Here is a 25,687-nt window from a genome sequence, read left to right as displayed (position 1 = left end):
CACCCCGCAAGCCCTGCCCCGACATCACCGGCCAGGGTTCGCTGCCGCCTGCCCACTAACGCACCGATTTTCGAGCCAGGCGGACCAATCGCCCTGGTGTGGCAGCGGAGAGCGTGGTCAGAGGGTGGTGGACGGTGGCCGAAGTGAGTCCGTGTGCGGGGACGTTGCTGTCAGCGCTGCTGTCACCGCTCTGCCGGGACCTGCCGGATCGTTCTGGTCTGTAGGACCATTTCCTTATGTCAGTGACCGAGTTCGCCGGCGTGACGAAGGACAAGGATCGTGGCATCACGTCCAAGGGAGGGCTGTACGAGTTCTGGATCGAGGAGGGGCCCACGTCTACCTTCACGACACCGGCTTCAGGCGCCTGACCTATGAGCCCGGCGGGCCGCCGACGTTGGAGCTGGAGTTCGTCTACGACCCGCAGTGGGCTCCACCCGAACTGTCGAAGACGCCTGTCGTGGTCTTCCGGTTCGAGGATGTCCGCCTCGTCGAGTGGCACGAGGACCAGGAGGGCCATGACTGCGTGGCCGCCTCCCCTGATGCTCCACCGGGGCAGGTCGGGCAGTTCGACTGGGACGGCACCGACATGTTCACACTGGACACCTTCATATTGCGCCTGGTCTTTCACGCGCCGCGAGCAGCGGTGACCGCGCGCGAAGTAGAGCAGGGAACCCGTCACGGCCCGCCCGCTCGAATTTCGGACCTCTTCATCACGAGTTGGAACACGATCGTCCACAGCTGTCTTCCGGACCTGGTGGAACGGGTTCTCGGGACTCCTCGGTCCATGGTCGTCCAGGTCCGTCCAAGCCTCTTGCCGGCATCCGCGGTGGCAGGATTCCTTACGCCGACGGCGTCCAGCGTCGGAGGACGGTCTCTCCGATCCACGGCGACGCGAATACGCTGGGTCCGTGCCGCCATGTCTCGACGTCTACGTGTGGGTTCCAGAGCCCGGCTCCGAGGTTTTCCGGCGATTCATCGATGACTACGTCAACACGGACGCCCCCGGCGACGAGCGGTTTCACGCTTTCAGGCGGGTTCATGTCCTTGGCATCGCGAACGACGCGGATGACGAGGTCCTCGACGAGTTGCGCCGCGACGGGAACGACGCCTTCACTCTCTACCTCAGGGCTCGCGACCACTACCAGGTCATCATCACGGTCACTCGTGACGGGGCGACGGTTCTCGGCCTCAGCGTCGATGCCCCCGACGACCTGCCGGAAACGCTCAGGCAGGCCGAACAGCTCGTAGAACGGCTACGACAACAGTTCTCCGCCCCGGCCGGACTCGCGGGAGTCGAACTGCCTCCGGCCACAGACCGCTCCGAATGGCACGAAGAAGGTCTCGTACTGCTTCGCATGGGCCAACTACCCCCCGCCTTGAGTTGGACACCACCCACCATCTGATCCGTAGCCGGTCCAAGAATGTCCACCGACATCCACAGGTGTCAGAAAGCCCTGCTCAGCGCCATCTCACACTTGATCATCTTCTGTGGACGTCCACTCACGTCCAGGGACGGTGTCAGCACTTCCGTTAGCAAGGTCACGCGCAGCGCAAAAGCCATGTCGGACCCGATCGCTACCCTCCCGCACATGACAGTCCCCGAGATCATCCCCATCAGCTACGAACCCGACTATCGCACCGACACCATCGGCCACTGGGAGGGCGGGCAGTTCCTCGGCTCCGTCGTCGCCTCCTTCCCCGAGGGCTACACGCACACCGACGACTGGCAGGCGCACAAACGCTGGCACGCCGTCCTGCACACCTTCGACGCCGCCGGCCACCACCTCGACTCCCGCATCGAGCGCACCGGAACCGACGACAACCACCGGGCCGCCGTCGACGCGGCGCAGGAGCGGCTGAAGCGATGGCTCGATGCCCTCCCCGGTCTCCGCTACGGCGACATCGCCATCCGGCCCTTCCGCCGCGAGGTCGACGGCGTGGTCTTCGGCCTCGTCATCGAGACCTTCGAAGGCACAGAACACGCTGAGCTCTACCCGGACGACCTCGGCTTCTACGAACCCTGGGACGGCTTGTACGACACCTGACCACCTGATCCGTAGTCCCAGGTGCAGGCCCGGTTCCTGACGGAGTCCCACCGCGTGTCGAAGTCGGCGATCTCCTCGGCCGAGCGCCGGGAAAGCTCGTCGTCCAACCAGGCAAGACGCTTCTTCCTGGTACGGGCCTCTCGGCCCGACCGCTCGATCAGCTCCCAGAAGGCGTCCTCGTCCATGAGACGTGATCGTGGCATCCACGAACATCCCTGTACAGATCACGACCGTCCTCGTCCGCAGCGTGTGAAGCTCTCACGGAACAAGGACGGGACAGAGCCTCTTCCAAGATCTACCCACCACATGCGAAACCCGGTCCGCGGGCATGATCCGGACCGGGTTTCCGCTGGTCGACGACCTACTTCAGGAGCTGCCTGGCCATCACCATGCGCTGGATCTGGTTGGTGCCCTCGTAGATCTGGGTGATCTTCGCATCGCGCATCATGCGCTCGACCGGGTAGTCGCTGGTGTAGCCGTACCCGCCCAGGAGCTGGACGGCGTCGGTGGTGATCTCCATGGCGGCGTCGGAGGCGGCGCACTTGGCGGCGCTGGAGAGGAAGGTGAGGTCCTTCTGCGGCTCGCCGTGCATGGCCAGCTCGGACTTGGCCGCGGCGGCGTAGGTGAGCTGGCGGGCGGCCTCCAGCTTCATGGCCATGTCGGCGATCATGAACTGGACGCCCTGGAAGTCGGCGACGGCCTTGCCGAACTGCTTGCGCTCCTTGACGTAGCCCACCGCGTAGTCCAGCGCGCCCTGGGCGATGCCGAGCGCCTGGGCGGCGATGGTGACGCGGGTGTGGTCCAGGGTGGCCAGGGCGGTCTTGAAACCGGTGCCAGGCTCGCCGATGATCCGGGAGGCCGGAATCCGCACGTTCTCCAGGATGACCTGGCGGGTCGGCGAGCCCTTGATCCCGAGCTTGCGCTCCTTGGCCCCGAAGCTGACGCCCTCGTCGCCCTTCTCCACGACGAACGCGGAGATGCCCCTGGCCCCGACGCCCGGCTCGGTGACGGCCATCACCGTGTAGTACTCCGACACCCCGGCGTTGGTGATCCACATCTTGGCGCCGTTGAGCACGTAGTGGTCGCCGTCGAGGACCGCGCGGGTCTTCATGGCGGCGGCGTCGCTGCCCGCCTCGGCCTCCGAGAGGGCGTACGAGAACATCGCGTCACCCCGCGCGACGGGCGTGAGATAGTTCCGCTTGAGTTCCTCCGAGGCCGTGAGCAGCAGCGGAACGGTGCCGAGCTTGTTGACGGCGGGAATCAGCGAGGACGAGGCGCAGGCACGCGCCACCTCCTCGATGACGATCACCGTCGCGAGAGCGTCGGCACCGGCGCCGCCGTACTCCTCGGGAAGGTGCACGGCGTGCAGGTCCGCCGCGACGAGCGCCTTGTAGACGTCCCAGGGAAACTCTCCGGTCTCGTCGGCCTCGGCGGCGCGGGGGGCGATCTTCTCGTCGGCGAGGGCGCGGACCGTCTCGCGGAGCATCTCGTGCTCCTCGGGCAGTGCGTAGAGAGGGTAGCTCATGGGCAAATAGTAGGACGTCCAACAAAACATGGAGCGCTCCACCCCATGTGATATGTGTTCCGGCGTTTGCGCAGGTGGCAAAGTAGAAGCGCCAGATGCCGGTACCCTGTCGGCAAAGAATTGGGCAGAACCGAAAGGAGCACCAGTGGCCTACCGCCTGACGATGGTGGGAACCGGATACCTCGGTGCGACGACGTCCGCATGCATGGCCGAGCTGGGCTTCGAAGTCCTCAGCCTCGACGTGGACGCGGAGAAGATCGACCGGCTACGGGCCGGCGATCTGCCCATCTACGAACCCGGCCTCCAAGAAGTTCTGCGGCGCAACCTGGCCAACGGCCGGTTACGCTTCACCACCTCGTACGAGGAGGCCGCGGCCTTCGGCGACGTGCACTTCCTGTGTCTGGGCACCCCCCAGAAGCCGGGAGAGTACGCGGCGGACGTTTCCTACCTGGACGCCGCGATCGAGTCGCTGGCCCCCCACCTTGACCGCGAGTGCCTGATCGTCGGCAAGTCCACCGTCCCGGTCGGCACCGCGCAGCGCCTCGCCGACAAGCTGGCCAGGCTGGCCCCCATCGGCGCGGGCGCCGAGCTGGCCTGGAACCCGGAGTTCCTCCGCGAGGGCTTCGCGGTGAAGGACACCCTGCACCCCGACAGGATCGTGCTCGGTGTCGCCTCCGACAGGGCCGAGAAGATCATGCGGGAGGTGTACGCCTCCATGCTGGAGATGGGCACCCCGATGGTGATCACCGACTACCCCACGGCCGAGCTGGTCAAGGTGGCCGCCAACGCCTTCCTGGCCACGAAGATCTCCTTCATCAACGCGATGGCCGAGGTCTGCGAGGCCGCCCACGCCGACGTCAAGCAGCTGTCCCTGGCGCTGTCCTTCGACGACCGCATTGGCGGCAAGTTCCTCAACCCCGGTCTCGGCTTCGGCGGCGGCTGCCTGCCCAAGGACATCCGGGCGTTCATGGCCCGGGCCGGTGAGCTCGGCGCCGACCAGGCGCTGACCTTCCTGCGGGAGGTCGACGCGATCAACATGCGCCGCCGCGCCCGCATGGTCGACCTGGCCCGCGAGCTGGCCGGGGGTTCCTTCCGGGGCTGCACGGTCGCGGTGCTCGGTGCCGCGTTCAAGCCCAACTCCGACGACATCCGCGACTCGCCCGCCCTGGACGTCGCCGTCAAGATCAGCGAGCAGGGTGGCCGGGTCACCGTCTATGACCCCGTCGCCCAGGAGAACGCCCGCAAGGCCCACCCCGGGCTCTCCTACGGCACCTCCGCCCTCGACGCGGCCAAGGACGCCCACGTCGTGCTGCTGCTGACCGAGTGGCAGGAGTTCATCGCCATGGATCCCGAGGAGCTGGGTTCCGTGGTGGCCTCTCGCAAGATCGTCGACGGCCGCAACGCCCTCGACGCCGAGACCTGGCGGGCCTCCGGCTGGCACTACCGCGCCCTGGGCCGCCCCTGAGCCCGGCGCGCCCTTCCCGTACCGAGCCCCCTTTCCCCGTTACGGCCCGCTCCCGCGGCGCGCGGAGCGTCTCGCCCCGGACATGACGGTGGGTTCCCGGCCTGTGCCGGGAACCCACCGGGTAAGCGTCGACCACTCAGAAGTCGCATCGGCCACCATGACCCTCTCGCGTCACCAGTCCCAGTAACGCCGACGCCAGCGGTGCCAGCGGCGCCAACGCCGACGGCGACGGTGACGCCAGTACGGATCGTGGGCGGGCCAGGCACTTCCCGGGAACATACTGATACCCATCGAGCCACCTCTCTTCCCAGTAATCCCTTGGAAATGTCAATTACTACGATATGCGACATCTCATGACAAAACACACCAAATAACTCCCAGGTTAGTTATAGAACGCTTTTGATTGGCATTACGGTGAGACCGCCGTCGCCAGGACGAATGCGGGCCTCCGTCAAACCACTTCTCCCTGCGCGTTCGACAAAAAGACTTTTACCCTGTCAGGAAAACGACGGCCGAGCGTGTGAACCTCGCGGGAACCGCGCCTTCAGCCTGGCTGACCTGGCACGCGGCCCGATCACGGCAATCGGGGAAAGCCTCGGAGAGCACACGACGAGAAGGCCCCCGTCACCGACGGGGGCCTTTCCTGCGTCCCGGTCCTGCCCGGTCAGTTGTCGAACTCGCCGAGCTTCACTCCCCCGACGAAGGCGTCCCACTCCGAGCGGGTGAAGAACAGCTTCGGCCCGTCGGGATTCTTGGAATCGCGCAATACGTAAAGAGAACCCGACCCGGCCTTGTGGCCTTCTTCCGGGGCGTCGACGACGGCCACCTCGACACAGTTACCGTCGTCGTCCCCCTCTGGGGCCGCCTTGCGCCAGACGGCCTTGCTGAGGTCTGCTTCCACGTCGTCATCACCTTCGCTATGTCGGCGGTCGCCCGGCGGGCGGAGTCATTCGAGCGGATCGCCCCGTAACGCCGGCGCGCCTCCGTCACGTCCCCGGGTCGTCTGGCGACATACCCTCCGGCGACGGCTCCACGAACGGCTGCGGGCTCCACGCACACAGTATCCGGACCGTCCACGGCGCCCGCAACGACACGGGCGCCGAGCGGGCGCGCCCGGCGCGGCGGCCCGTCCGCCGGACGCACGACGTCGAGGGGCCCGGATGTGCGACGTCGAGGGGGCGACGTGGCGCCCGGCGCCGCCCACGCCGGCAGACCGTATTCGCGAGCCGATCGGGTAGACACCCGCCAGGAGACCATCGAAGAGTTGGCGCAGGTCAGCGCCATTCCAGTGCGAAGGAGCCCGAGATGACCACTCGTATCGCGGATGTCGGGATTCCCGGCGGCACCCTGGCGGAGGCGGCCACGGAACTCGTCCGGGCGGCGGCCGAGCCGCTGGTGTACGACCACTCCCGGCGGGTCTTCCTGTTCGGCGCGCTGGCGGGCGACCGCAAGGGGCTCGTCTACGACCCCGAGTTGCTGTACGTCGGCGCGATGTTCCACGATCTCGGCCTGACCCGGACCTACCGGACCTCCGACCAGCGCTTCGAGATCGACGGCGCGGACGAGGCCCGCCGGTTCCTGAGGGAGCACGGCGTGTCCGAGGAGGGCGCGCGTGTCGTGTGGGAGGCGATCGCGCTGCACACCACACCGGAGATACCGCACCACATGGCCCCGGAGATCGCCCTGGTCACCACGGGCGTGGAGGCCGACGTGCTGGGGATCGGCCTGGACGACATCCCCGACGAGGCCATCGCGGAGATCGTGGCCGCCCATCCCCGCCCGGACTTCAAGCGCCGCATCCTGGCCGCCTTCACCGACGGCATCGCCCACCGCCCGCAGACGACCTTCGGCAACGTGAAGGCCGACGTCCTGGAGCGTTTCGTGCCGGGATACGTCCGTACCAACTTCGTCGACGTCATCGAGAACTCCGCCTGGCCCGAATGACGTTTCCCCTGAGTCACAGGGTGAGGACGGCGGGGGCTAGCGCGTCGACACGGAACTCACGGCGGAGTCGACGGGCTTCGGATTCTCACCGGCGCTCAGACTTCCCCACACCGCCAGCACCGCCATCGTGAGTCCGAGGATGGCGCGAATAGCGTTCCTCATGATTCTCAACCTCCAAGATATGTGAAGATCTCCCCCTTCCCCTCGTGTCCTCGTCTATCCACGATGCTGTCAAGCCATCGGTCAAAGGTGGCGATATCAGGCACCGAGCTGGGCGGCCTCAGCCCGAAGCTTCGCGCCCTTGGCGTGGGCTTGATCCTTGAGGGCGAGCTGGAACGCCTCCATTTTCGCGCGCAGCCCCTCGTCGGCGGCGGCGAGGATCCGCACGGCCAGCAGGCCCGCGTTGCGGGCGCCCCCGACGGCGACGGTCGCGACGGGGACCCCCGCGGGCATCTGGACGATCGAAAGGAGGGAGTCGAGGCCGTCGAGATACTTCAGCGGGACGGGGACACCGATCACCGGCAGAGGGGTCACCGACGCGAGCATGCCCGGCAGGTGGGCGGCTCCCCCGGCCCCCGCGATGATCACCTTCAGGCCGCGCCCGGCCGCCCCCGCGCCGTACGCGATCATCTCCTCCGGCATGCGGTGCGCGGAGACCACGTCGGCCTCGAACGCCACCCCGAACTCGGCCAGCGCCTCGGCGGCGAGTTTCATCACCGGCCAGTCGGAGTCGCTGCCCATGACGATGCCGACGGTGGTCATGACTTCTCCTTGCCTCGCGGCCCGGGGGCCGCGCGCGTTCGCGGTGGTGGCGTGGTCCGCGCCGGTGCGGCGCCTTCGGTGCCGCGGGGACCCCGAACGGTCCCGGCGTCTTCTGGTCGTACGGGGATTCCGGCCGATCCCGGTGCTTTCCGGTGGCCGGGGAGTCCCGGCGTCTTCACGGGCCGGAAGCCCGTGGGCTCAGGTGTATCTTCCCTCGGTGAGGTAGACGGCGGCGTGCCGGGCACGCGCGCGGACCTCGTCCAGATCGGTGCCCATCGCGGTGACGTGGCCGATCTTGCGCCCCGGCCGCACCTCCTTGCCGTAGAAGTGGACCTTGATTCCCGGGTCGTGGGCCATCACGTGCTCGTACCGGGAGAAGATGTCGGGGTCGTCGCCGCCCAGAAGGTTGGCCATCACCACCACGGGGGCGGTCGGCGCGGGCGACCCGAGCGGGAGGTCGAGGACCGCGCGCAGATGCTGCTCGTACTGGGAGGTGCGGGCGCCGTCGATCGTCCAGTGGCCGCTGTTGTGCGGGCGCATGGCCAGCTCGTTCACCACCAGCCCCGAGGAGGTGGCGAACATCTCCACGGCCAGCAGCCCGGTCACGCCCAGCTCCTTGGCGATGGTCAGGGCGATCCGCTGGGCCACCGCGGCCCACTCGGGATCGAGGCCGGGGGCGGGGGCGAGCACCTCGACGCAGATGCCGTCGCTCTGGACGGTCTCCACCACCGGGTAGCTGACGCCCTGCCCGTGCGGCGACCTGGCGACCAGCACGGCGAGCTCCCGCTCGAACGGCACGAACCCCTCGGCCATCAGCGGCACGCCGGAGGCCAGGACCTCGGTCGCGTCGTCCGCGGAGCGGCAGACCCAGACGCCGCGCCCGTCGTAGCCGCCCCGGATCGCCTTGAGCACGACCGGCCAGCCGTTCTCCGTGGCGAACTCCTCGACGTCGGCGGCCGTCTCGACCCGCCGCCAGGGCGGGCAGGGAACGCCGATCGCGGTCAGCCGCTCGCGCATCACGGCCTTGTCCTGGGCGTGGACAAGCGCGTCGGCACCGGGGTGCACGGCGAAGCCGTCCTCGGCCAGGGCGCGGACGTGCTCGGTGGGCACGTGCTCGTGGTCGAACGTGACCGCGTCACACCCCTTGGCGAGGTCGCGCAGGTCGGCCAGGGACCGGTAGTCGCCCAGGCGCACGTCGGCGATCACGCGGGCGGCGCTCTCGTCGGGCGAGTTGGCCAGGACCCGCAGCTCGATGCCGAGGGCGATGGCCGCCTGCTGTGTCATCCGGGCCAGCTGGCCCGCTCCGATCACGCCGACGACGGGTCCGATGGGACTGGCCAAAGAAGGGCTGCTCACAGCGGTTAAGTTTACTGTCACGCGCCACGTGACCAGGCGGCGGGCGGTTGGCGGGCTGCGAGCGGGCTGCGAGCGGGCGGTTGGCGGACACCGCGACAGGGACCGGGGACGGGAACGGCCGTTCGGAGGCGCTCCGCCGGTCATCGGAGGGCGGGCGGGAACAGGGTGACGCCACCCGCGACGCTCAGCCTGTCGTGAGGGTGGCGAGACCGCGGCGCAGGCCGGTCGTGGTGAGCTTGGAACCACCGCCGGCGATCTCGGTGGCGACGAGCACGATCTCGGTCCCGGTCAGTTCGGCGGCTCTGGTCCTGCCGGTGAAGCCGCGCAGGTCGGCCCTGCCGTAGATGGGACGGGCGAGGAAGGAACGGCCCTGACGGGCTCTCTGCCGGTGTTCGATCTCCAGTGCGTGGATCACCAGGGCTCCGCCGCCGGGCAGCAGCAGCGCGCGCTGAGGGCCGACGAGCAGGCGGACGTCGGCGGTGAGACGGTCGGGCCTCACGCTCGGCGGACGCCTGACCAGGTCGTCGAAGAGCTCTCTGACCGGGTCGCCCTTGGGGAAGGTCACCCCGCTCACTCCCGCCGGGTCGGTCAGGTAGGCCAGGTAGCGCTGCGGTACGAGACGGGCCTTGACCCCGGCGCCGGGGTCGTCGGTGGGCACCGCACCCTCGGTCGGCTCGCGGATCTCGCCCCGGATCGGGATGGGGCCGGCGCCGAGCCGCCACTCGCCGTCCTCCTGGAGGAACAGGAAGTAGGCCGGGTCGGGCTCGCGGGCCAGGGCGACGAACCAGCGGTCCGGCTCGGCGACACCGGGCAGGTAGAACTCCGCCTCGTTGTAGGACTTCCTGGCGGGGGCCGGGCGGCCGTTCCGGGTCGCCTCGCAGGCACGACCGCCCAGCGCTTTCTCCGCCCAGGTGGTGAGGCTCTCGACGGTCGCGCAGTCCCGGTCGCGCCAGGCGTCGTCGAGCCTTCTCAGCAGCGTGAAGGCCTCTGTCGCCTCGGCGAGCTCCACCCCGGCGGACGCCTCACGCGGCGGACCGGTCTCGGGGGCGCCGACCCGCGTGTCGCTCCGCGCGCCGCAACCGGTCATCATCGACAGACCGAGGATCAAGGCGAGGAGTCGGCGGCGCAAGGGTTGATCCCCGGGGTAGTGGCCGTCGCGTGCGGCAGTCCGTCTGGACCGATCACGGGAGGCGGAGGTGCCGGAGGCCTCCCATGATCTATGGGATCAGCGTAACGTCAGCGCCCCCATTTATGCCGGTGTTATGCGACATTTGTTGAAAAAGCACCTGCTGACGGCTATGGATATCAACGGGTCAACCTCGCGCGGATCACGTCTCCTCACCGGTAACCTGGCCCGAAGAGTGTTCGAGGTCCTCCGATGCGGCGGATCAGCAGCCGACCCCCGAAAGGACCGTGCAGGGAACGTGGAGTTTCTCCGACACGCCTACCGGCGGCTCGCCGAGCTGGCACGAGAGCTGGCGAAGTTCGGGACGATCGGCGCGATCGCCTTCGTGATCGACGCAGGCGGCACCAACCTGCTCAGGTTCGGCCTCGACTGGGGACCGCTCACCTCCAAGGTCATCGCCACGATCATCGCGGCCACCTTCGCCTACCTCGGCAACCGCTACTGGACGTTCAGGCACCGCGAGCAGAGCGGCCTCGCCCGCGAATACTTCCTGTTCTTCGTCCTCAACGGCATCGGCCTGCTGATCTCGCTGCTGGTGATCGGCTTCGTGACCTACACCCTGGGCCTGCAGGACGCGCTGAGTTACAACATCGCCCTGCTCACCGGCACCGCCCTCGGGACCCTGTTCAGGTTCTGGTCGTACAAGAAGTGGGTCTTCCTGCCGGGCGCGCAGCCGGAGGTCGCCGTCCCCGGTACGCCGCCGAACAGCCAGGTCAACGGCCACATGTATCTCCTGAGCAAGGCGTCGGAGGAGAGCACGCCGCCCACCGGCCCGCGCTAGCGCGTCCGCCCGGCCCGGCGACCGGCCACCCCGGCCGGGGGCACGCCCCGACCGGGAACCCCGGCGGGAGCGCGCTCAGGCGGGCCCGCGGACGACGCGGTTCCTGCCCGAATCGCCCACCTGGCGCAGGAAGAACGCGAACGCGGCGGGACGCGCCCGTACGAGTTCCAGGCGTCCCCCGTCCGCCGCAGCCAGTGTCCTCGCGAGGGGCAGGCCGAGCCCCGTGCTGCCGCCCCCGCTCACGTTCCGCTCGAAGATCCGCGGAGCCAGGTCCTCGGTGATGCCCTTGCCCTCGTCCGCCACCTCGATCACGATGGACCTGTCCCTGGCGCAGGTGGTCACGGTCACCGTGCCGCCGCCGTGCTCCAGCGAGTTCTCCAGCAGGGTGGAGATCACCTGGCTGATGCCGCCGCCGGTGCCCAGCGCCCGGAGCCCACGCGTGCCGATCAGGCTCAGTCGCCGCCCGGCCCTGCGGAACGCCGGGCCCCACTCGATGAACTGCTGGTCGAGCAGCACGTCGAGCTCGACGATCTCGGACTGCGCCTGACGCTGCCGTCTGGCGGTGGCCAGCAGCTCGTCGATCACGGCGGTGAGCCGCTCGGCCTGCACGATGGCGGCCTCGCCCTCCTCCTTGACGATCCCCGGCTCGTCGGCGGCGGCGACGATCTCCTCAAGTCTCATGGTCAGGCCGGTGAGCGGGGTACGGAGCTGGTGGGAGGCGTCGGTCGCGAACTCCCGCTCCCTGGCCAGGAGGTCGGAGATGCGGGTCGCGCTGCGGTCGAGCACCTCGGCCACCCGATCGAGCTCCTGGATGCCGTAGCGGTGCTTGCTCGGTCGGGCGTCACCGGAGCCGAGCCGCTCAGCGATCATCGCAAGGTCGCTGAGCGGTAAGGTCAGGCGGCGCGACTGCACTATGGCGAGCCCGACCGCGACCGCGAGGGCAGCCGCGGCGAGTCCCAGGATGAGGAACAACCACGCGCGGACCTCACGCTCCACTCCCGTCTTGTCCCGGCTGACCGCGACGTACACGCCGTTCTCGGACTGTGCGTCCTCGGTCATCTTCTGGCTCTCGGGGGGCTCGGTGCCCACCGTTATCACCTGGGGCGGCGTCCCTTTTGCGTAAATTTGAATGTAGAGATCGGAATACTTGCGTTCCAGCTGCTGCTCGTCGACGGGCTGGTCCTGGATCCGGGCGTACTCGACCTCCCCCAGCAGGCTTTTGGCATGAGAGGAGAGTTCCTGGGTCGCCTCCTCCTCGATGAGCCGGTTGACCGCAACACCGAGGGGGATGCCGAGCAGCAACACCCCGATGACCGCGACGAGGAGGGTTGATGAGAGCAGGCGGCGGCGCATCTCCTACTCGCGCTCGAACCTGAAGCCGACTCCTCGAACGGTCGTGATGTATCGGGGCTTGGCGGCGTCGTCACCGAGTTTCCGGCGTAGCCACGAGATGTGCATGTCCAGGGTCTTGGTCGAACCCCACCAGTTGGTGTCCCACACCTCGCGCATGATCTGCTCGCGGGTGACCACCTTTCCGGCGTCGCGGACCAGGACTCGTAGCAGATCGAACTCCTTGGTGGTCAAATGCAGCTCCTTGTCTCCCATCCACGCGCGACGGGAGTCGGCGTCGATGCGCACGCCCTGAACCACGGGCGTCTCGGACGTGCCGCGCCGCAGGAGCGCGCGGACGCGCGCCAGCAGCTCGGCGAGGCGGAACGGCTTGGTGACATAGTCGTCGGCCCCGGCATCGAGGCCCACCACCGTGTCAACCTCGTCGACGCGGGCGGTGAGGATCAGCACAGGAGTTCCGTGGCCCTCGGCGCGGATGCGCCGGGCCACCTCCAGGCCGTCCATCTCGGGCAGGCCCAGGTCGAGAACGATCAGGTCGATGCCACCTGACAGAGCCCGCTCCAGAGCCTGCGGGCCATCAGGGCTCACCTCTACTTGATAACCCTCGCGGCGCAAAGCTCGCGCCAGTGGCTCGGAGATCGAGGTGTCATCCTCGGCGAGTAGTACACAGGTCATGTTGCGATCGTAGGACCTTAGGGGATCGTTTCCCGGGTACAGCGCGCGGTTTGACTCGTCGTTGACCTATCCATTGACCTGGGCAAACACTGATAAATCCCGGATAGTCATCCCGCAACGACCGGGGGCCACGGGGTAGGTCTCCCGCATTGGAAGTCCCTCGAAAGCACAGGCCCGCCAAAGGATGGGCCGACAAAGCAGAACACGCCCTACCAGAGGGGATCTGGTGGGCGTGTTCTGCTTCGTTCACCTCAAGACGCCGACGGCGGCTCGGCGTAGCGGGCGAGGTAGAGCTGCTCCCCGAGGCTCCCGATGAGACCCAGCTCGGTCTCCAGATAGTCGATGTGGCGCTCCTCGTCCTCAAGGATCTCCTCGAAGAGCCGGGCCGAGGTGGCGTCGCCCTTCTCGCGCATCAGGATGATGGCGGGCTTCAGCCGGGTGACCACCTCAAGCTCGACGTCCAGGTCGGCACGGAGCTGCTCGGCGACGGTCTGGCCGATGTGCAGGGTGCCCAGCTTCTGGTAGTTGGGCAGTCCCTCGAGGAAGAGGATGCGGTCGGTGAGCTTCTCCGCGTGGCGCATCTCGTCGATGGACTCTTCGCGGGTGTATTTGGCCAGCCTGGTATATCCCCAGTTCTCCTGCATCTTGGCGTGCAGGAAGTACTGGTTGATCGCGGTCAGTTCCGCGGTCAGCTGCTCGTTGAGCAGTTCGATGATTTTCTTGTCGCCCTGCATGGCGGGCTCCTCGTGCTATGCGGTCGGCATCAAATCTTCGGACCGCTTTAGGATCGCACAGATTTTTCGCACGCAAGAAGCGCAGTCGCCGCCGGCACCCGTGGCGTCGCGGATCTGGCGCGCGCTCCTGGCCCCTGCCGAGATGCAGTCGTGCACCTCATTTTCGGTGACCGCACGGCAGACGCATATGTACACGGGGGGCTGACCTCTCCGGAGATTACCATAGGTTAATAGGTAAGGCACACCTAAGGTAGCTCATATGGTTAGGCTTGCCTACGTGAGCTAGAACACAGATCCTTAACCTCACCGTCATCGCACCTGGATTCACGCCGGGCGCGTCGCCCGACGCGCGGAGGGGCCTCACGAGATCCGGTCCGCCTCTCTCGCGGACCCGCGAGAACGCCCCGCCGAAACCGAACGTCCCGCCGAAGGCCCCGGAAACCTCTCCGGGACCTTCGGGCACGCTCGCCGGTACGGGACACGCCGCCGGGCGGGGACGGCCGTGGGACACGCCGCGTACGGGAGAACACCCTCGGGGACACGCCGGGTACGGAAGACCCCCGGGACACGCGAACGCGCCCCGGCGAAGGCCGGGGCGCGCGAGTGGGCCGGGTGCGGGAAGAGACCGGTCAGTGGCCCCTGGCCAGCCATTCCTCCAGGTGCCCCGCCTCCGCGCCGATGGAGGTGGAGGCGCCGTGACCGGTGTGCACGGCCGTTGCCGGCGGCAGGGCGAGCAGCCGTTCCTTGATCGACTCGATGATCGTGTCGAAGGAGGAGAAGGACCTCCCCGTCGCGCCGGGACCGCCGTTGAACAGGGTGTCGCCGGTGAAGACCGCGCCGATGTCCGCCCCGTACAGGCAGACCGCGCCCGGAGCGTGGCCCGGCGTGTGCAGCACGGTCAGCTCGATCCCCCCGGCCGAGAGCACCTGCCCGTCCTCGATCGGGGTGTACGGCAGGTCGGTGTAGACCATCTCCCACAGCACCTGGTCGGCCGGGTGGAGCAGGATCGGCGCGCCCGTCCGCGCGGCGAGGTCGGCGGCCGCGTCGATGTGGTCGTTGTGCGCGTGAGTGCAGACGATGGCCTTGACCTCGCGGTCACCGACCCGCTCGGTGATCGCGGCGGCGTCGTGCGCGGCGTCCACGATGAGGACCTCGCTGGCCGAGCCGACGATCCAGACGTTGTTGTCGACGTCCCACGTCCCGCCGTCCAGCGAGAACGTGCCGGAGGTGACGACCCTGTCGATCACAGGATCACCACCGAACGCAGGACCTCGCCGCGGTGCATCTTCGCGAAGGCCTCCTCGACGTCGCCGATGCCGATCGTCTCGGAGACGAAGCGGTCGAGGTCGAGCCGTCCCTGAAGGTACAGGTCGATGAGCATGGGGAAGTCACGGCTGGGCAGGCAGTCGCCGTACCAGGAGGACTTCAGCGCGCCGCCGCGGCCGAAGACGTCGAGCAGCGGCAACTCCAGCTCCATCTCCGGGGTGGGCACCCCGACCAGGACCACGGTCCCGGCCAGGTCACGGGCGTAGAAGGCCTGCTTGTACGTCTCGGGGCGGCCGACCGCCTCGATGACCACGTCCGCGCCGTTGCCGCCGGTGAGCTCCTTGACCGCCTCGACCACGTCGGAGGTGCGGGAGTTGATCGTGTGGGTGGCGCCGAAGTCCTTGGCCCAGCCGAGCTTGCGGTCGTCCACGTCCACCGCGATGATCTTCGAGGCGCCCGCCAGCCTGGCCCCCAGGATGGCCGCGTCGCCGACGCCGCCGCACCCGATGACCGCCACGCTGTCGCCGCGGGTCACGCCGCCGGTGTTGATCGCGGCGCCGATGCCCGCCATCACCCCGCAGCCCAGCAGCCCGGCCACCCGCGCCGGCGCCGACGGGTCGACCTTGGTGCACTGCCCGGCCGCGACCAGGGTCTTCTCGATGAAGGCGCCGATGCCCAGGGCGGGGCTGAGCGGCGTGCCGTCCTCCAGGGTCATCTTCTGGGTGGCGTTGTGGGTGTTGAAGCAGTACCAGGGACGGCCCCGCAGGCACGCCCGGCAGTTGCCGCAGACGGCCCGCCAGTTCAGGATCACGAAGTCACCGGGGGCCACCTCGGTGACGCCCTCGCCGACGGCCTCGACCACCCCGGCGGCCTCGTGGCCGAGCAGGAACGGGAACTCGTCGTTGATGCCGCCCTCGCGGTAGTGCAGGTCCGTGTGGCAGACGCCACATGCCTGGACCGTCACCACGGCCTCGCCAGGGCCCGGATCGGGCACGATAACGGTCTCCAGCGAGACGGGCTCGCCCTTGCCACGCGCGACCACGCCTTGCACGGTGTACGGCATGTCCTGCACCTCATCTGTCATGGTTTCGACCCTCGCGGGCCCGCTTACCGGTTGAACGGTCTTGGGGCGCCGGCCTCAATGATTACCAGCCCGGCGCAACACGTACGGCTGCACCACTCCCAGGCCTCGGGCCGGTCGCTGGCGGATGCGGCCGACCTCGACGCCGGGCGCGTCCTTCAGCGCCTCGGCCAGCCCGTCGTCGACGACGACGGTGCCTGGGCGGGCGATGGCCGTGAGCCTGGCCGCCAGGTTGACCGTGGTGCCGAAGACATCGCCCATGATCGGCAGCACCGGGCCGTACGCCAGCCCGATCCGCACGTCGGGCCCGTACTGGCGGATCGCGCCGACCAGTTCCAGGGCGATCACCGCGGCCGCCCTCGGGTCGGCCGCCGTGAAGAACACCTCGTCTCCGAGCGTCTTGACCATCCGCCCCCCGTGCTCCGCGACCACGTCCGAGGCCCGCGCCTCGAAGCCCTCGACCAGCTCGGCCAGGCCCCGCTCGTCCAGCTCGCGGGAGACCTGGGTGAAGGAGACCAGGTCGGCGAAGCCCACCGCGAGGGTGCGCCGGGTCGGCACGATCTCGTCGGTGATGTCGGCGAGCGTCAGCAGGCGTGTCCCGGCGGCGGCGAGCTGGGCGCGCCAGACGTGGACCAGCATCTGCTCGAAGTCGGGAAGCAGCCGGCGCGAGGTCTCCATGACCGCCGCCAGGTCCTCGTCGGTGGGCCGGCGGCCGGGGTCGAGCATGGCACCGATCATGATCTCGGCCTGCCACTGCGCGAGCCTCGCCGTCGTCTGGCCGAGCGCCCTGGTCATCCGGATGACGGTCCGGTCGTCCAGCAGGCCGCCCTCCATCATCGCCCGGACCCGCTCCAGCACGGCCACGTCCGCGTCGGTGAAGGCCACGGTGTCGTCGGGGAGCGTGGCGAACCCCAGCGCGCGCCAGATCCGCTCGGTGAGCTCCTGCGGCACCCCGGCGAGCCTCGCCACCTCGATCCGGGTGTAACGGGGAGACGTGCCGACGAAGAGGCGCTTGATCTGCTCGGCCGTCGGGCGTCCCGCGGGGACCTCCGCCTCGTCCCCGCCCTCCCCCAGGCCCAGGAGGTCACGCCCCATGGGTCACCGCCCGCCGGGTTCCGAGGGCTCCCCGTCGGAGGCGTCGTCGAGCGCGCGGAACAGCTCGGCCCGCACCTCCTGGATCCGGGGGATGTCCCGCAGCGTGATCCGGCCCTGGTCGCCGGCCGACTCGACGACCAGCGTGCCGCAGCCGAAGAGCCTCTCCATGAGGGTCTGGTCGGCGCTGACCGTGTTCACCTTGGTCATCGGGATGTCGTCGATGGACTTGTTCAGCACCCCCGTACCGATGGTGAACCGGTGCGAGGTGAGCACGTACGAGGTGTTCTTCCACCGCAGGTATGGAATGAACGACCACACGGTCAGCAGGCCGACGGCGACCACGGCCACCGCGATGAGCGCGTAGGACCGGTATTCGAAGTCGGGCATGAGAAAAAGAGCGGCACCGGACCCCGCGATGATCAGGATCAACGCGAGGAACGGGCCGATAAGTCGCTTCCAGTGAGGGTGGAACGACCTGATCCGTCGCTCCCCCTCCGTCATGTGGTGATCGGGTAGGCCCATGGGGCAAATCGTGGCACGCCTTCATGCCCCACGTCATGAGCTGTGAGGTCGAACATGCACGACGTCGCCCGCGCTGAGGGTGTGCTCCTCCCCCTTGGAGCTGACCAGCAGGTGACCGGCGCGGTCGACACCGGTGGCGGTGCCGGTGAGCACCCGCTCACCCGGCAGCTCCACCCTGACCTCCCGGCCGGCCGTGGCGCTGATCGCGAGATAGGCGGCCCGCAGGCCGCACGCCTCGGCGTCGCCGTCCGCCTCCGACCACTCGCGGTAGTGGGTCTCGATCTCCCGCAGCATCGCGCGCAGGATCGGATCGCGGTCGACGCAGGTGGCCTTCTCGATGGCCAGGGAGGTGGCGGTCTCCACCGGCAGCTCCTCGGGGCGCACGCTCACGTTGAGGCCGACCCCCACGATCACCGCGCTGTCGATCCGCTCGGCGAGCACCCCGGCGAGCTTGCGCTCGCCGATCAGCAGGTCGTTCGGCCACTTGAGACGTACGTCGACCTCGGCGACCTTCCGCACGGCCGACGCGACCGCCAGGCCGACGAGCAGGGGCAGCCACCCCTGTCTGGCCAGGGGCGGGTCGGGACGCAGGAGCACCGAGAACGTCAGGCCGGAACGCGGCGGAGCGCTCCAGACACGGCCGAGCCTGCCGCGCCCGGCGAACTGGGACTCGGCGACGACGACGGCTCCCTGCCGCGCGCCGTCGCGAATGGCCTGCGCGAGATCGGCGTTGGTCGATCCGGTCCTTTCGACCACGGAAATGCCGGACCAGAGGCCGCCGGGGCGGACCAGCGCGCGAGTGAGCGCCGCCTGGGAAAGCGGCGGGCGGTCGAGATCAGTGAAGGGCGAGTCGAGCACTTAGCCATCTTGCCTCCCCTAACGACCCCCTGTTACCGAATTAATCCAATGACCAGGGAATACTGTTACCGAAGTCTGGGTCCGCGGGCAAGGTCCGGCTTTCGGGCGGGGCGGGAAATCGTTCAGACGGTGGTGAAAAGAGATGATGAACGCATGAGCAGACATCTCAACGCACGGAACGGCACCGACGTGAAGGACGATCCGGGCTTCGAGATGGGTACGGGCTCGGGAGTTCCGGGTTCGGAACCGAACACGGGCTCCGAGGGTGGCGCGGGCTCGGAGGCGAGCCCGGCCCCTGGGACGAATTCAGCCTCCGAGATCGTCCAAGGCCCCGAAGCGGACTCCGGCTTCGAGGCGGGCCCCGGCTCCGAAACGGACTCCAGCCCCGAGACGGACCTCGGCTCCGAGACGGACCTCGGCTCCGAGACGGACCTCGGCTCCGAAGCGGACCTCGGCTTCGAGGTGGTGGAGGTCGTGCGGCGGCCGGGGCCCACCACCCGGGCGCGGGTCGGGCAGATGCGGGCGGGCACGATCCACGAGCGCCGGGACGACCTGGCCACCGAGGAGCCGCTGGAGATCCGCGTCCAGGCGGGCGAGGAGCGCCGCACTGTCGCGATCACCATGCGCACCCCCGGGCACGACTTCGAGCTGGCCGCGGGGTTCCTGTACGGCGAGGGCGTCGCGGCACCGGCGGACGTCGCGTCCATCGCCTACTGCACCGACGAGGACGTGCCGCCGGAGGCGCGCTACAACACGGTGACCGTGCGGCTGCGCGGCGAGCTGCCCGACCTGCCCTCGCTCGACCGGCACTTCATGACGTCGAGCGCGTGCGGCGTCTGCGGTACCGCCAGCCTCGACGCGCTGCGCGGACGCTGCTCGCCGCTGCCCGACCAGGAGGACACGCTGGTCTCCCCCGAGGTCCTGTACGGCCTTCCCGGCAGGCTGAGAAGCGCCCAGGGGGTCTTCGGCAAGACCGGGGGGCTGCACGCGGCCGGCCTGTTCACCGCCGAGGGTGAGCCGCTCGCGGTCCGCGAGGACGTGGGGCGGCACAACGCGCTGGACAAGCTGGTCGGCTGGGCCATGATGACCGGGCGGCTGCCGCTGGGCGGGCACGTGCTCATGGTCAGCGGGCGGACCAGTTACGAGATCATGCAGAAGGCCCTGACGGCGGGCCTGCCGGTCGTCTGCGCGGTCTCCGCGCCGTCCTCCCTGGCCGTCGACCTGGCCAGGGAGTTCGGGATGACACTGGTCGGCTTCCTGCGCGAGGAGCGCTTCAACCTCTACGCGGGGGCACACCGCGTCGGCCCCTGAGCCTCCGCGGCCTCTTCCGGTCCCGGGCCTCCGCTCCCCGAACGCCCGCTCAGGTCCCCGGACACCTCTGCCGGTCCGCGAGCATCCGCACCGGCCCCCGAAGCCCCGTACCGGCCCCTGAGCCGCCCGCTCCGGCCCTGAAACGTCCACCCCGGTCCCCGAAGTCCACTCCCGTCCCGAATCGCCGGTATCGGCTTCTGAGCCGCCCGGCGGGACTCTCCGCGGCCGAAGGGTCCCGGCCGCGGAGAGCCTCGCGGATCATCCGGTGTTCTGCAGGCCCGCCGCGACGCCGTTGACCGACAGGAGCAGCAGCGTGGACAGGCGCTCGCGCTCGTCCTCCGACAGTCCCTCGTCCGCGCGGAGCGTGGACAGGGCGCGCAACTGCAGGTGGGAGAGCGCGTCCACGTACGGGTCGCGGAGCTGCACCGCGCGGGAGAGGACCTTGCGGTCCTCCAGCAGGCGGGTGTGGCCGGTGATCTCCAGGACCAGGCGGCGCGTCAGGTCGTACTCGGACAGGACCTGCTCGACGAAGTCGTCCCTGGCGCCGAGCGCGAGGTAGCGGGCGGCGATGTCGCGGTCGGTCTTGGCCAGTGACATCTCCACGTTGTCCAGCAGCGAGGCGAACAACGGCCACTCGCGGTAGGCGGCGCGCAGCTCGTCGAGGCCCGCCTCGGAGATCACCGCCTCCAGGCCGCTGCCCAGGCCGTACCAGCCCGGCAGGTTGACCCGGGTCTGGGCCCAGGCGAACACCCACGGGATGGCCCGCAGGTCGTCCAGGGAGCGGGGCGCGCCGAGGCCGCGCCGGGCGGGGCGGGAGCCGAGGCGCAGCGAGCCGATCTCCTCCAGCGGGCTGACCAGGGAGAACCACTCGGGGAAGCCGGGCGCCTCGGTCAGCAGGCGGTAGGCCTTCTCCGAGGCGGAGGCGACCCGCCCGGCCACGCCGCGGAAGCGCCCCGCCGCGTCGGCCGTACGGGCCTCGATGGAGGGGGTGGAGGCGAGCAGCACCGCCGAGGTGACCTGCTCCATGTGGCGGCGGGCGATGGCGTCGTGACCGTAGCGGGCGAAGATGACCTCGCCCTGCTCGGTGACCTTGAACCTGCCGCCGACCGAGCCGGGTGCCTGCGCGAGCACGGCCCGGTTGGCCGGGCCGCCGCCCCGGCCCAGGGCGCCGCCCCGGCCGTGGAACAGCGTCAGCGGCACGTCGTGCTCGGCCGACCAGGCGGCCAGCGCCTCCTGGGCCTCGTAGAGCTTCAGCGTCGCGGCGGCCGGGCCGAGTTCCTTGGCGGAGTCGGAGTAGCCGAGCATGACCTCCAGGCGCCGCTCGTCGGCCAGCCTCGCCTGTACGGCCGGGATCTCCAGCATCCCCGACAGGACGGCGGGGGCGGCGGCCAGGTCGGCGCCCGACTCGAACAGCGGGACCACGTCGAGCCGGGGCGCCCGATCGCCCAGCGCGTGCGTGGCCAGCGCGTGGACCGCGGCGATGTCGTCGGCGGAGCGGGTGAAGGAGACGACGTAGCGGGAGCAGGCGGTCACCCCGAACCGCTCCTGGATCCAGGCGATCGTGCGGATCGTGGCCAGGACCTCCTCGGTCCGCTCGGAGGTGCGCCCGGCGGCGATCTCCTCCAGCGCGGTGGCGTGGACCTGCGAGTGCTGGCGGACCTCCAGCTCCGCCAGGTGGAAGCCGAACGTCTCCACCTGCCAGATGAGGTGCTGCAGCTCCCCGTACGCCTGCCGGTTCGCCCCGGCCTCGACCAGCGAGTCCTGGGCCGTCCGCAGGTCGGTCAGGAGCTGCTCGGGCGAGCGGTAGGCCAGGTCGAGGCCGCGCTGGCGGGTGGCCGCGATGCGGGCGGCGACGAACATCAGCCACTGCCGGTGCGGCTCCCTCGGGGAGCGGGTGGCCATCTCCGAGACCACGTCGGGGTGGTCGTTCACGGCGCTCGACAGCGCGGCCCTCAGCCCGGCCGAGGCCGGGGTGTAGTCGGCGGTGAGGGTCAGGGAGCGGCCGATCCTGAGCGTGGCGTTCTCCAGGGCGATCAGCACGTGCTCGGCCTGGATGAGCACGGCGTCCCTGGTCACCTTGGAGGTGACGTTCGGGTTGCCGTCGCGGTCGCCGCCGATCCAGCTGCCGTACCTGATGAAGGCGCGGGCCCGCGGCTTGCCGGTGCCGCCCCCACCGCCGAGGGCGGCGTCCAGGGCGCGGTAGACCTGCGGGACCACCCGGAAGAGGGTCTCGTCGAAGGCCGCCATGGCGGTGCGCACCTCGTCCAGCGGGTCGAGCTTGGTGGACCGCAGCTGGGCGGTCCGCCACAGCAGGTCGATCTCCTCCAGCAGCCGCCGCCGGGTCTCCGCCCGCTCGGCCGCGCCCCTGTCGGAGCTGTTGTACGCGGCGAGCTGGCCGCTGATGCGCTGGATCGCGGTGACCACGGCGCGCCTGCGGGCCTCGGTGGGGTGCGCGGTCAGCACCGGGTGCAGGCGCAACCCCTCGACCAGGTCGGCGACCTTCCCGTCACCGAGTTCCTGGACGGCCTGCGCCAGCGACTCGGGCAGCGGCTCCTCGCCGGTGTCGCGGACCCTGAGCGTGCGGATCCTGAAGTGCTCCTCGGCCAGGTTCGCCAGGTGGAAGTAGCACGTGAAGGCGCGGGCGATCTGCACCGCGCGGTCGATCGGCCACTCGGCCACCATCGCGGTGATCTCGTCGACCGACACCTGCTTTCTGCGGGCCCCGATGACGGCCTTGCGCAGCCGTTCGACATCGGCGAGCAGGTCATCGCCGCCATGCTCGGCGAGGACCTGCCCCAGGAGCTCACCGAGCAGTCGCACGTCCGCGCGCAGCTCGTCGGGCATCTCGGTGACAGCGGAGGAACGCTCTGCCTGATGGGACACGGTGGCGGGCATGCCCGCCAGCGTACCTAGTCCGTTTTCCCGAGCGGAGACCGGTCTCACCCATTGGACTAGACCATTCGGGAGGCCGGTCGAGGGCCGCTCACCTGGCCACCCGATGGTCGCCGGACGGCCGCCGACCAGCCACGGGACGGCCATCAGCCGGCCACGGAGCTCGCCTCCAGAAGCGCCGGATACCTGGCGAAGGCGATCTTTCCCGCGACCCTCCGGCCGCCCCAGGAGAGCAGCAGCCCGTACGGCACCGCCAGCACGCTGACCCACGTGAGCCCCAGCAGGACCGGCAGGGCGATCGGCAGCGCGAGCAGGCCGGTGCCGATCAGCGCGCCGAACGACGCCGCGAAGGCGACACCGCCCTGCCCGGGGGCCGCGCCGGTGAAGGCGTTCAGGCGATCGGGCACGGTGTACGGCATCAGCACACTGGTCAGCGCGCCCACGCCGAGTCCCGCCCCGAGGACGCCCCAGGCGGTGAGAGCGGCCGGGACCGCCCACAGGACGTCCCCGGCCAGCAGTGCCGCGACCACGGCCAGCACGAGCAGCAGCGGGACCGCGATCGTCGCCACGACCAGGTGCCGCCCGGCGATGTCGGTGCGCCAGTCGCGGTCACTGCCGTAGGCGACGGCGTTCATCCACAGGGAGCGGCCGTCGATGCCGAAGGCGTTGCACCACTGGATGCTGATCATCACCGCGCCGATGCAGGCGGGCGTGACCGCCAGGACGCTTCCGGCCGCGCCGTCGCCGTCCCCGTCCCCGTACAGCGAGAAGGCCATGATGCCGGTGACCGCGATGGCGGCGAACCAGCCGACCCTGCCCCGCGGGTCGCGCCGGGCGTACTTGAGCTCCTTGCTCGCGACCGCGGCGAGCGGGCCGTCGGGCAGGATCCTGGCGAGCAGGCCCCGGGAGTTGCGCACCGACGCGCCCTGGGTGGAGGCGTCGGGAGAGACCAGGGCGCGTCGCAGCGCCGTGATCCACAGCCACCCGGTCCCGGCGAGCAGGACGGCGAGCAGGACCGTCCCCGCGGCCGCCATGAGGCCGCCGTCGGCGATGGCCCCGGCCGCGATGCCCGAGGGGGTCCAGCGCAGCACCGAGGCGAGACCGTGCAGCACGGCCCCGGGGTCGGCCGACAGGCCGCCGTTGAGCAGCAGGTTGGGCAGCTGGGCCACCAGGATGACGAAGACCACCGAGACGGCCAGCACGTCACGGCCCCTGCGGGTGCGCAGTATCCCCGACAGGGACGTGGTGACCAGCCGGGAGATCATGACGCAGAGCGCGAAGTGGAGCAGCACCGCGACCGTGCCCAGGATCACCCCGCCGACCCCGGTGGCCAGGCCGGCCACGGCTCCGGCCATGACGGTCAGCGAGGCGAGCGGCCACACGCCGGTGACCGAGGCGGCGAACATGCCGGTGACGAGCTGGCCGGTCCGCAGCGGGAACAGGGCCAGCCGCGACGGGTCGAGCGTGTCGTCCAGCCCGAACGCCAGCAGTGGCACGACCGCCCAGCCCACCAGGAAGACGGCGAACAGCACGGTCACCACCTCCAGGGCGGTGTCGGCGGGCGCGAGGCGCAGCACGGCCGTCGACAGGAAACCGAGGGCGCCGAAGAGGAACGCGGCGATCGCCGTGAAGACGAACCCCAGCAGGCGCTGGGTGCTGCCGCTCAGGTTTCCCGCGACGAGCCGCAGCTTGAGCCGCACGAACACCATGGGCCCCACCCGCACGGCCCCCGCGCCTCCCCCCGCTCCCCCGGCCCCCGCCGCCTCCCCCACTCCCATCGCCGCGTCCGCTCCCGCCGCTTCCCCCGCTCCCATCGCCGCGTCCGCGCCTCCTCCCGCGCCGACGTCCCCCGGCGCGCCCGCGCGCATCCCGTCATCGGCGCGCACCCCGTCACTCGCGCTCACCCCGTCACCGGCGCGCACCCCGTCACCGTCACTCGCGATTCCCTCGTCGCCGTCACTCGCGATCACCCCGTCGCCCGCGCGCACCCCGTCACCGTCGTCGCCCGTGCTCATCCCGTCACCTCTCCGGTCGTCCGGCGCGCTCACGCCGGGGTCGCGCCCAGCCACGACAGGCCCTCCTGCCCGCTCGCGCCGTCGCCCCGGGCGCCGACCAGGCCGAGGAAGGCCTCGTTGAGGCTGCGGCCCGCCCTGACCTCGTCCAGTGGCCCCTGGGCGACGATCCGCCCGCGGTCCATCACCGAGACCCAGTCGCACAGGCGCTCGACGAGCTCCATGACGTGGCTGGAGAAGATCACTGTCGAGCCGGAGGCGGTGTAGCGCCTGAGCACCTCGACGAGCGTGTTGGCGCTGACCGGGTCGACGCCCTCGAACGGCTCGTCGAGGAAGAGCACGCCGGGGTTGTGCAGCAGCGCGGCGGCCAAGCCGATCTTCTTGCGCATGCCGGTGGAGTAGTCGACGACGAGCTTGTCGGCCGCCCCGGTCAGGTCCATGACCTTCAGCAGGCCCTCGGCCCGCCGCTCCACCTCGGCCCTGGGGATGCCGCGGAGCTGGCCGTTGTAGGAGAGCAGCTCCCTGCCCGACAGCCGCTCGAACAGGCGCAGCCCCTCGGGGAGCACGCCGATGCGGCTCTTGACCGCGATCTGGTCGTGCCAGGCGTCGAGGCCGCCGATGTGGACCGAGCCGCCGTCGGGGCGGAGGAGACCCGTGACCATGCTGAGCGTGGTGGTCTTCCCCGCGCCGTTGGGGCCGACCAGCCCGGCGAAGCCGCCCTGCGGCACCACCAGGTCGACACCCCCCACGGCCACCTGCTGCCCGAACCTCTTGAACAGCCCCCGCGTCCTTACCGCCTCCGTGACGTCCGGCATGGCGCCTCCCCT

General features: G+C 69.9%; 25 protein-coding genes. 7 read left to right on the top strand and 18 right to left on the bottom strand.

Annotated features, from left to right (window positions below):
- Positions 1–236 precede the first annotated feature (236 nt).
- From ACSDR0_RS21930 to ACSDR0_RS21920, 3 genes are all read left to right on the top strand, one after another.
- Positions 237–368, top strand: coding sequence for a hypothetical protein (locus ACSDR0_RS21930; RefSeq protein WP_435290723.1), 132 nt, complete (start codon positions 237–239; stop codon positions 366–368).
- Between the two features lie 540 nt (positions 369–908).
- Positions 909–1,403 (top strand): hypothetical protein, encoded by a 495-nt coding sequence (locus ACSDR0_RS21925; protein ID WP_435290722.1) that lies wholly within the window; start codon positions 909–911, stop codon positions 1,401–1,403.
- Positions 1,404–1,589: 186 nt separating this feature from the next.
- Entirely contained in the window at positions 1,590–2,045 is a 456-nt protein-coding gene (locus ACSDR0_RS21920) for a hypothetical protein (RefSeq protein WP_435290721.1), read from the top strand.
- On the opposite strand, the gene ACSDR0_RS21915 is transcribed toward ACSDR0_RS21920, so the two are convergent.
- Together ACSDR0_RS21915 and ACSDR0_RS21910 are read right to left on the bottom strand one after the other, a co-directional pair.
- Positions 2,012–2,248 (bottom strand): DUF4240 domain-containing protein, encoded by a 237-nt coding sequence (locus tag ACSDR0_RS21915; RefSeq protein ID WP_435290720.1) that lies wholly within the window; start codon positions 2,246–2,248, stop codon positions 2,012–2,014. The genes ACSDR0_RS21920 and ACSDR0_RS21915 overlap by 34 nt on opposite strands.
- Positions 2,249–2,406: 158 nt before the next feature.
- On the bottom strand, positions 2,407–3,570 hold the full coding sequence (locus tag ACSDR0_RS21910) for an acyl-CoA dehydrogenase family protein (RefSeq protein ID WP_435290719.1): 1,164 nt from the start codon (positions 3,568–3,570) through the stop codon (positions 2,407–2,409).
- 163 nt (positions 3,571–3,733) lie between these two features.
- Here ACSDR0_RS21910 and ACSDR0_RS21905 point away from each other — a divergent pair, with 163 nt between their 5' ends.
- Positions 3,734–5,035: a UDP-glucose dehydrogenase family protein gene (locus ACSDR0_RS21905; protein ID WP_435290729.1), complete on the top strand. Its 1,302-nt coding sequence runs from the start codon at positions 3,734–3,736 to the stop codon at positions 5,033–5,035.
- A gap of 664 nt (positions 5,036–5,699) precedes the next feature.
- Here the strand turns inward: ACSDR0_RS21905 and ACSDR0_RS21900 are convergent.
- The gene (locus ACSDR0_RS21900; RefSeq protein ID WP_435290718.1) at positions 5,700–5,936 is read right to left on the bottom strand and encodes a DUF397 domain-containing protein; all 237 of its coding nucleotides are present in this window, start codon (positions 5,934–5,936) and stop codon (positions 5,700–5,702) included.
- A gap of 404 nt (positions 5,937–6,340) precedes the next feature.
- Here ACSDR0_RS21900 and ACSDR0_RS21895 point away from each other — a divergent pair, with 404 nt between their 5' ends.
- Positions 6,341–6,979: an HD domain-containing protein gene (locus ACSDR0_RS21895; protein WP_435290717.1), complete on the top strand. Its 639-nt coding sequence runs from the start codon at positions 6,341–6,343 to the stop codon at positions 6,977–6,979.
- 258 nt (positions 6,980–7,237) lie between these two features.
- Here ACSDR0_RS21895 and purE read toward each other — a convergent pair whose 3' ends face one another.
- From purE to ACSDR0_RS21880, 3 genes are all read right to left on the bottom strand, one after another.
- Entirely contained in the window at positions 7,238–7,741 is a 504-nt protein-coding gene (purE, locus tag ACSDR0_RS21890; protein WP_435290716.1) for a 5-(carboxyamino)imidazole ribonucleotide mutase, read from the bottom strand.
- A 198-nt stretch (positions 7,742–7,939) separates the two neighbouring features.
- A complete protein-coding gene (locus tag ACSDR0_RS21885; protein ID WP_435290728.1) occupies positions 7,940–9,025 on the bottom strand; it encodes a 5-(carboxyamino)imidazole ribonucleotide synthase in 1,086 nt (361 codons plus the stop codon).
- A 256-nt stretch (positions 9,026–9,281) separates the two neighbouring features.
- Positions 9,282–10,226: a hypothetical protein gene (locus ACSDR0_RS21880; RefSeq protein WP_435290715.1), complete on the bottom strand. Its 945-nt coding sequence runs from the start codon at positions 10,224–10,226 to the stop codon at positions 9,282–9,284.
- 295 nt (positions 10,227–10,521) lie between these two features.
- Between ACSDR0_RS21880 and ACSDR0_RS21875 the strand changes: the two genes are divergently transcribed.
- The gene (locus ACSDR0_RS21875) at positions 10,522–11,064 is read left to right on the top strand and encodes a GtrA family protein (RefSeq protein ID WP_435290714.1); all 543 of its coding nucleotides are present in this window, start codon (positions 10,522–10,524) and stop codon (positions 11,062–11,064) included.
- A gap of 75 nt (positions 11,065–11,139) precedes the next feature.
- On the opposite strand, the gene ACSDR0_RS21870 is transcribed toward ACSDR0_RS21875, so the two are convergent.
- The 9 genes from ACSDR0_RS21870 to ACSDR0_RS21830 form a co-directional block, all read right to left on the bottom strand.
- A complete protein-coding gene (locus tag ACSDR0_RS21870) occupies positions 11,140–12,417 on the bottom strand; it encodes an ATP-binding protein (protein WP_435290713.1) in 1,278 nt (425 codons plus the stop codon).
- A 3-nt stretch (positions 12,418–12,420) separates the two neighbouring features.
- Entirely contained in the window at positions 12,421–13,089 is a 669-nt protein-coding gene (locus ACSDR0_RS21865; protein WP_012888073.1) for a response regulator transcription factor, read from the bottom strand.
- Between the two features lie 251 nt (positions 13,090–13,340).
- Positions 13,341–13,823: a bacterioferritin gene (gene bfr, locus ACSDR0_RS21860; RefSeq protein WP_344747432.1), complete on the bottom strand. Its 483-nt coding sequence runs from the start codon at positions 13,821–13,823 to the stop codon at positions 13,341–13,343.
- A 15-nt stretch (positions 13,824–13,838) separates the two neighbouring features.
- Positions 13,839–14,018, bottom strand: a complete 180-nt coding sequence (locus ACSDR0_RS21855) for a (2Fe-2S)-binding protein (RefSeq protein ID WP_435290712.1) — start codon at positions 14,016–14,018, stop codon at positions 13,839–13,841.
- A gap of 434 nt (positions 14,019–14,452) precedes the next feature.
- Positions 14,453–15,070 (bottom strand): MBL fold metallo-hydrolase, encoded by a 618-nt coding sequence (locus tag ACSDR0_RS21850; RefSeq protein ID WP_435290711.1) that lies wholly within the window; start codon positions 15,068–15,070, stop codon positions 14,453–14,455.
- Positions 15,067–16,152 carry an S-(hydroxymethyl)mycothiol dehydrogenase gene (locus tag ACSDR0_RS21845; RefSeq protein ID WP_435290727.1) on the bottom strand — a complete coding sequence of 362 codons (1,086 nt, stop codon included), beginning with the start codon at positions 16,150–16,152 and terminating at the stop codon, positions 15,067–15,069. Before ACSDR0_RS21845 ends, ACSDR0_RS21850 begins: the two co-directional genes overlap by 4 nt.
- Positions 16,153–16,227: 75 nt before the next feature.
- Positions 16,228–17,265 carry an adenylate/guanylate cyclase domain-containing protein gene (locus ACSDR0_RS21840; RefSeq protein ID WP_435290710.1) on the bottom strand — a complete coding sequence of 346 codons (1,038 nt, stop codon included), beginning with the start codon at positions 17,263–17,265 and terminating at the stop codon, positions 16,228–16,230.
- 3 nt (positions 17,266–17,268) lie between these two features.
- Entirely contained in the window at positions 17,269–17,787 is a 519-nt protein-coding gene (locus ACSDR0_RS21835) for a PH domain-containing protein (protein WP_435290709.1), read from the bottom strand.
- Between the two features lie 33 nt (positions 17,788–17,820).
- Positions 17,821–18,645 (bottom strand): biotin--[acetyl-CoA-carboxylase] ligase, encoded by an 825-nt coding sequence (locus tag ACSDR0_RS21830; RefSeq protein WP_435290708.1) that lies wholly within the window; start codon positions 18,643–18,645, stop codon positions 17,821–17,823.
- Between the two features lie 153 nt (positions 18,646–18,798).
- Between ACSDR0_RS21830 and fdhD the strand changes: the two genes are divergently transcribed.
- Positions 18,799–19,956: a formate dehydrogenase accessory sulfurtransferase FdhD gene (gene fdhD, locus ACSDR0_RS21825; protein ID WP_435290707.1), complete on the top strand. Its 1,158-nt coding sequence runs from the start codon at positions 18,799–18,801 to the stop codon at positions 19,954–19,956.
- Positions 19,957–20,214: 258 nt separating this feature from the next.
- On the opposite strand, the gene ACSDR0_RS21820 is transcribed toward fdhD, so the two are convergent.
- The 3 genes from ACSDR0_RS21820 to ACSDR0_RS21810 form a co-directional block, all read right to left on the bottom strand.
- Positions 20,215–22,851 carry a phosphoenolpyruvate carboxylase gene (locus tag ACSDR0_RS21820; RefSeq protein WP_435290706.1) on the bottom strand — a complete coding sequence of 879 codons (2,637 nt, stop codon included), beginning with the start codon at positions 22,849–22,851 and terminating at the stop codon, positions 20,215–20,217.
- A gap of 143 nt (positions 22,852–22,994) precedes the next feature.
- On the bottom strand, positions 22,995–24,863 hold the full coding sequence (locus ACSDR0_RS21815) for a hypothetical protein (RefSeq protein WP_435290705.1): 1,869 nt from the start codon (positions 24,861–24,863) through the stop codon (positions 22,995–22,997).
- A 29-nt stretch (positions 24,864–24,892) separates the two neighbouring features.
- Positions 24,893–25,675, bottom strand: coding sequence for an ABC transporter ATP-binding protein (locus tag ACSDR0_RS21810; RefSeq protein ID WP_435290704.1), 783 nt, complete (start codon positions 25,673–25,675; stop codon positions 24,893–24,895).
- Positions 25,676–25,687 lie beyond the last annotated feature (12 nt).

It is taken from the genome of Streptosporangium sp. G11 (assembly GCF_051192615.1).
Taxonomy (GTDB): domain Bacteria; phylum Actinomycetota; class Actinomycetes; order Streptosporangiales; family Streptosporangiaceae; genus Streptosporangium.
This window is presented reverse-complemented; position numbering and strand designations above follow the sequence as displayed.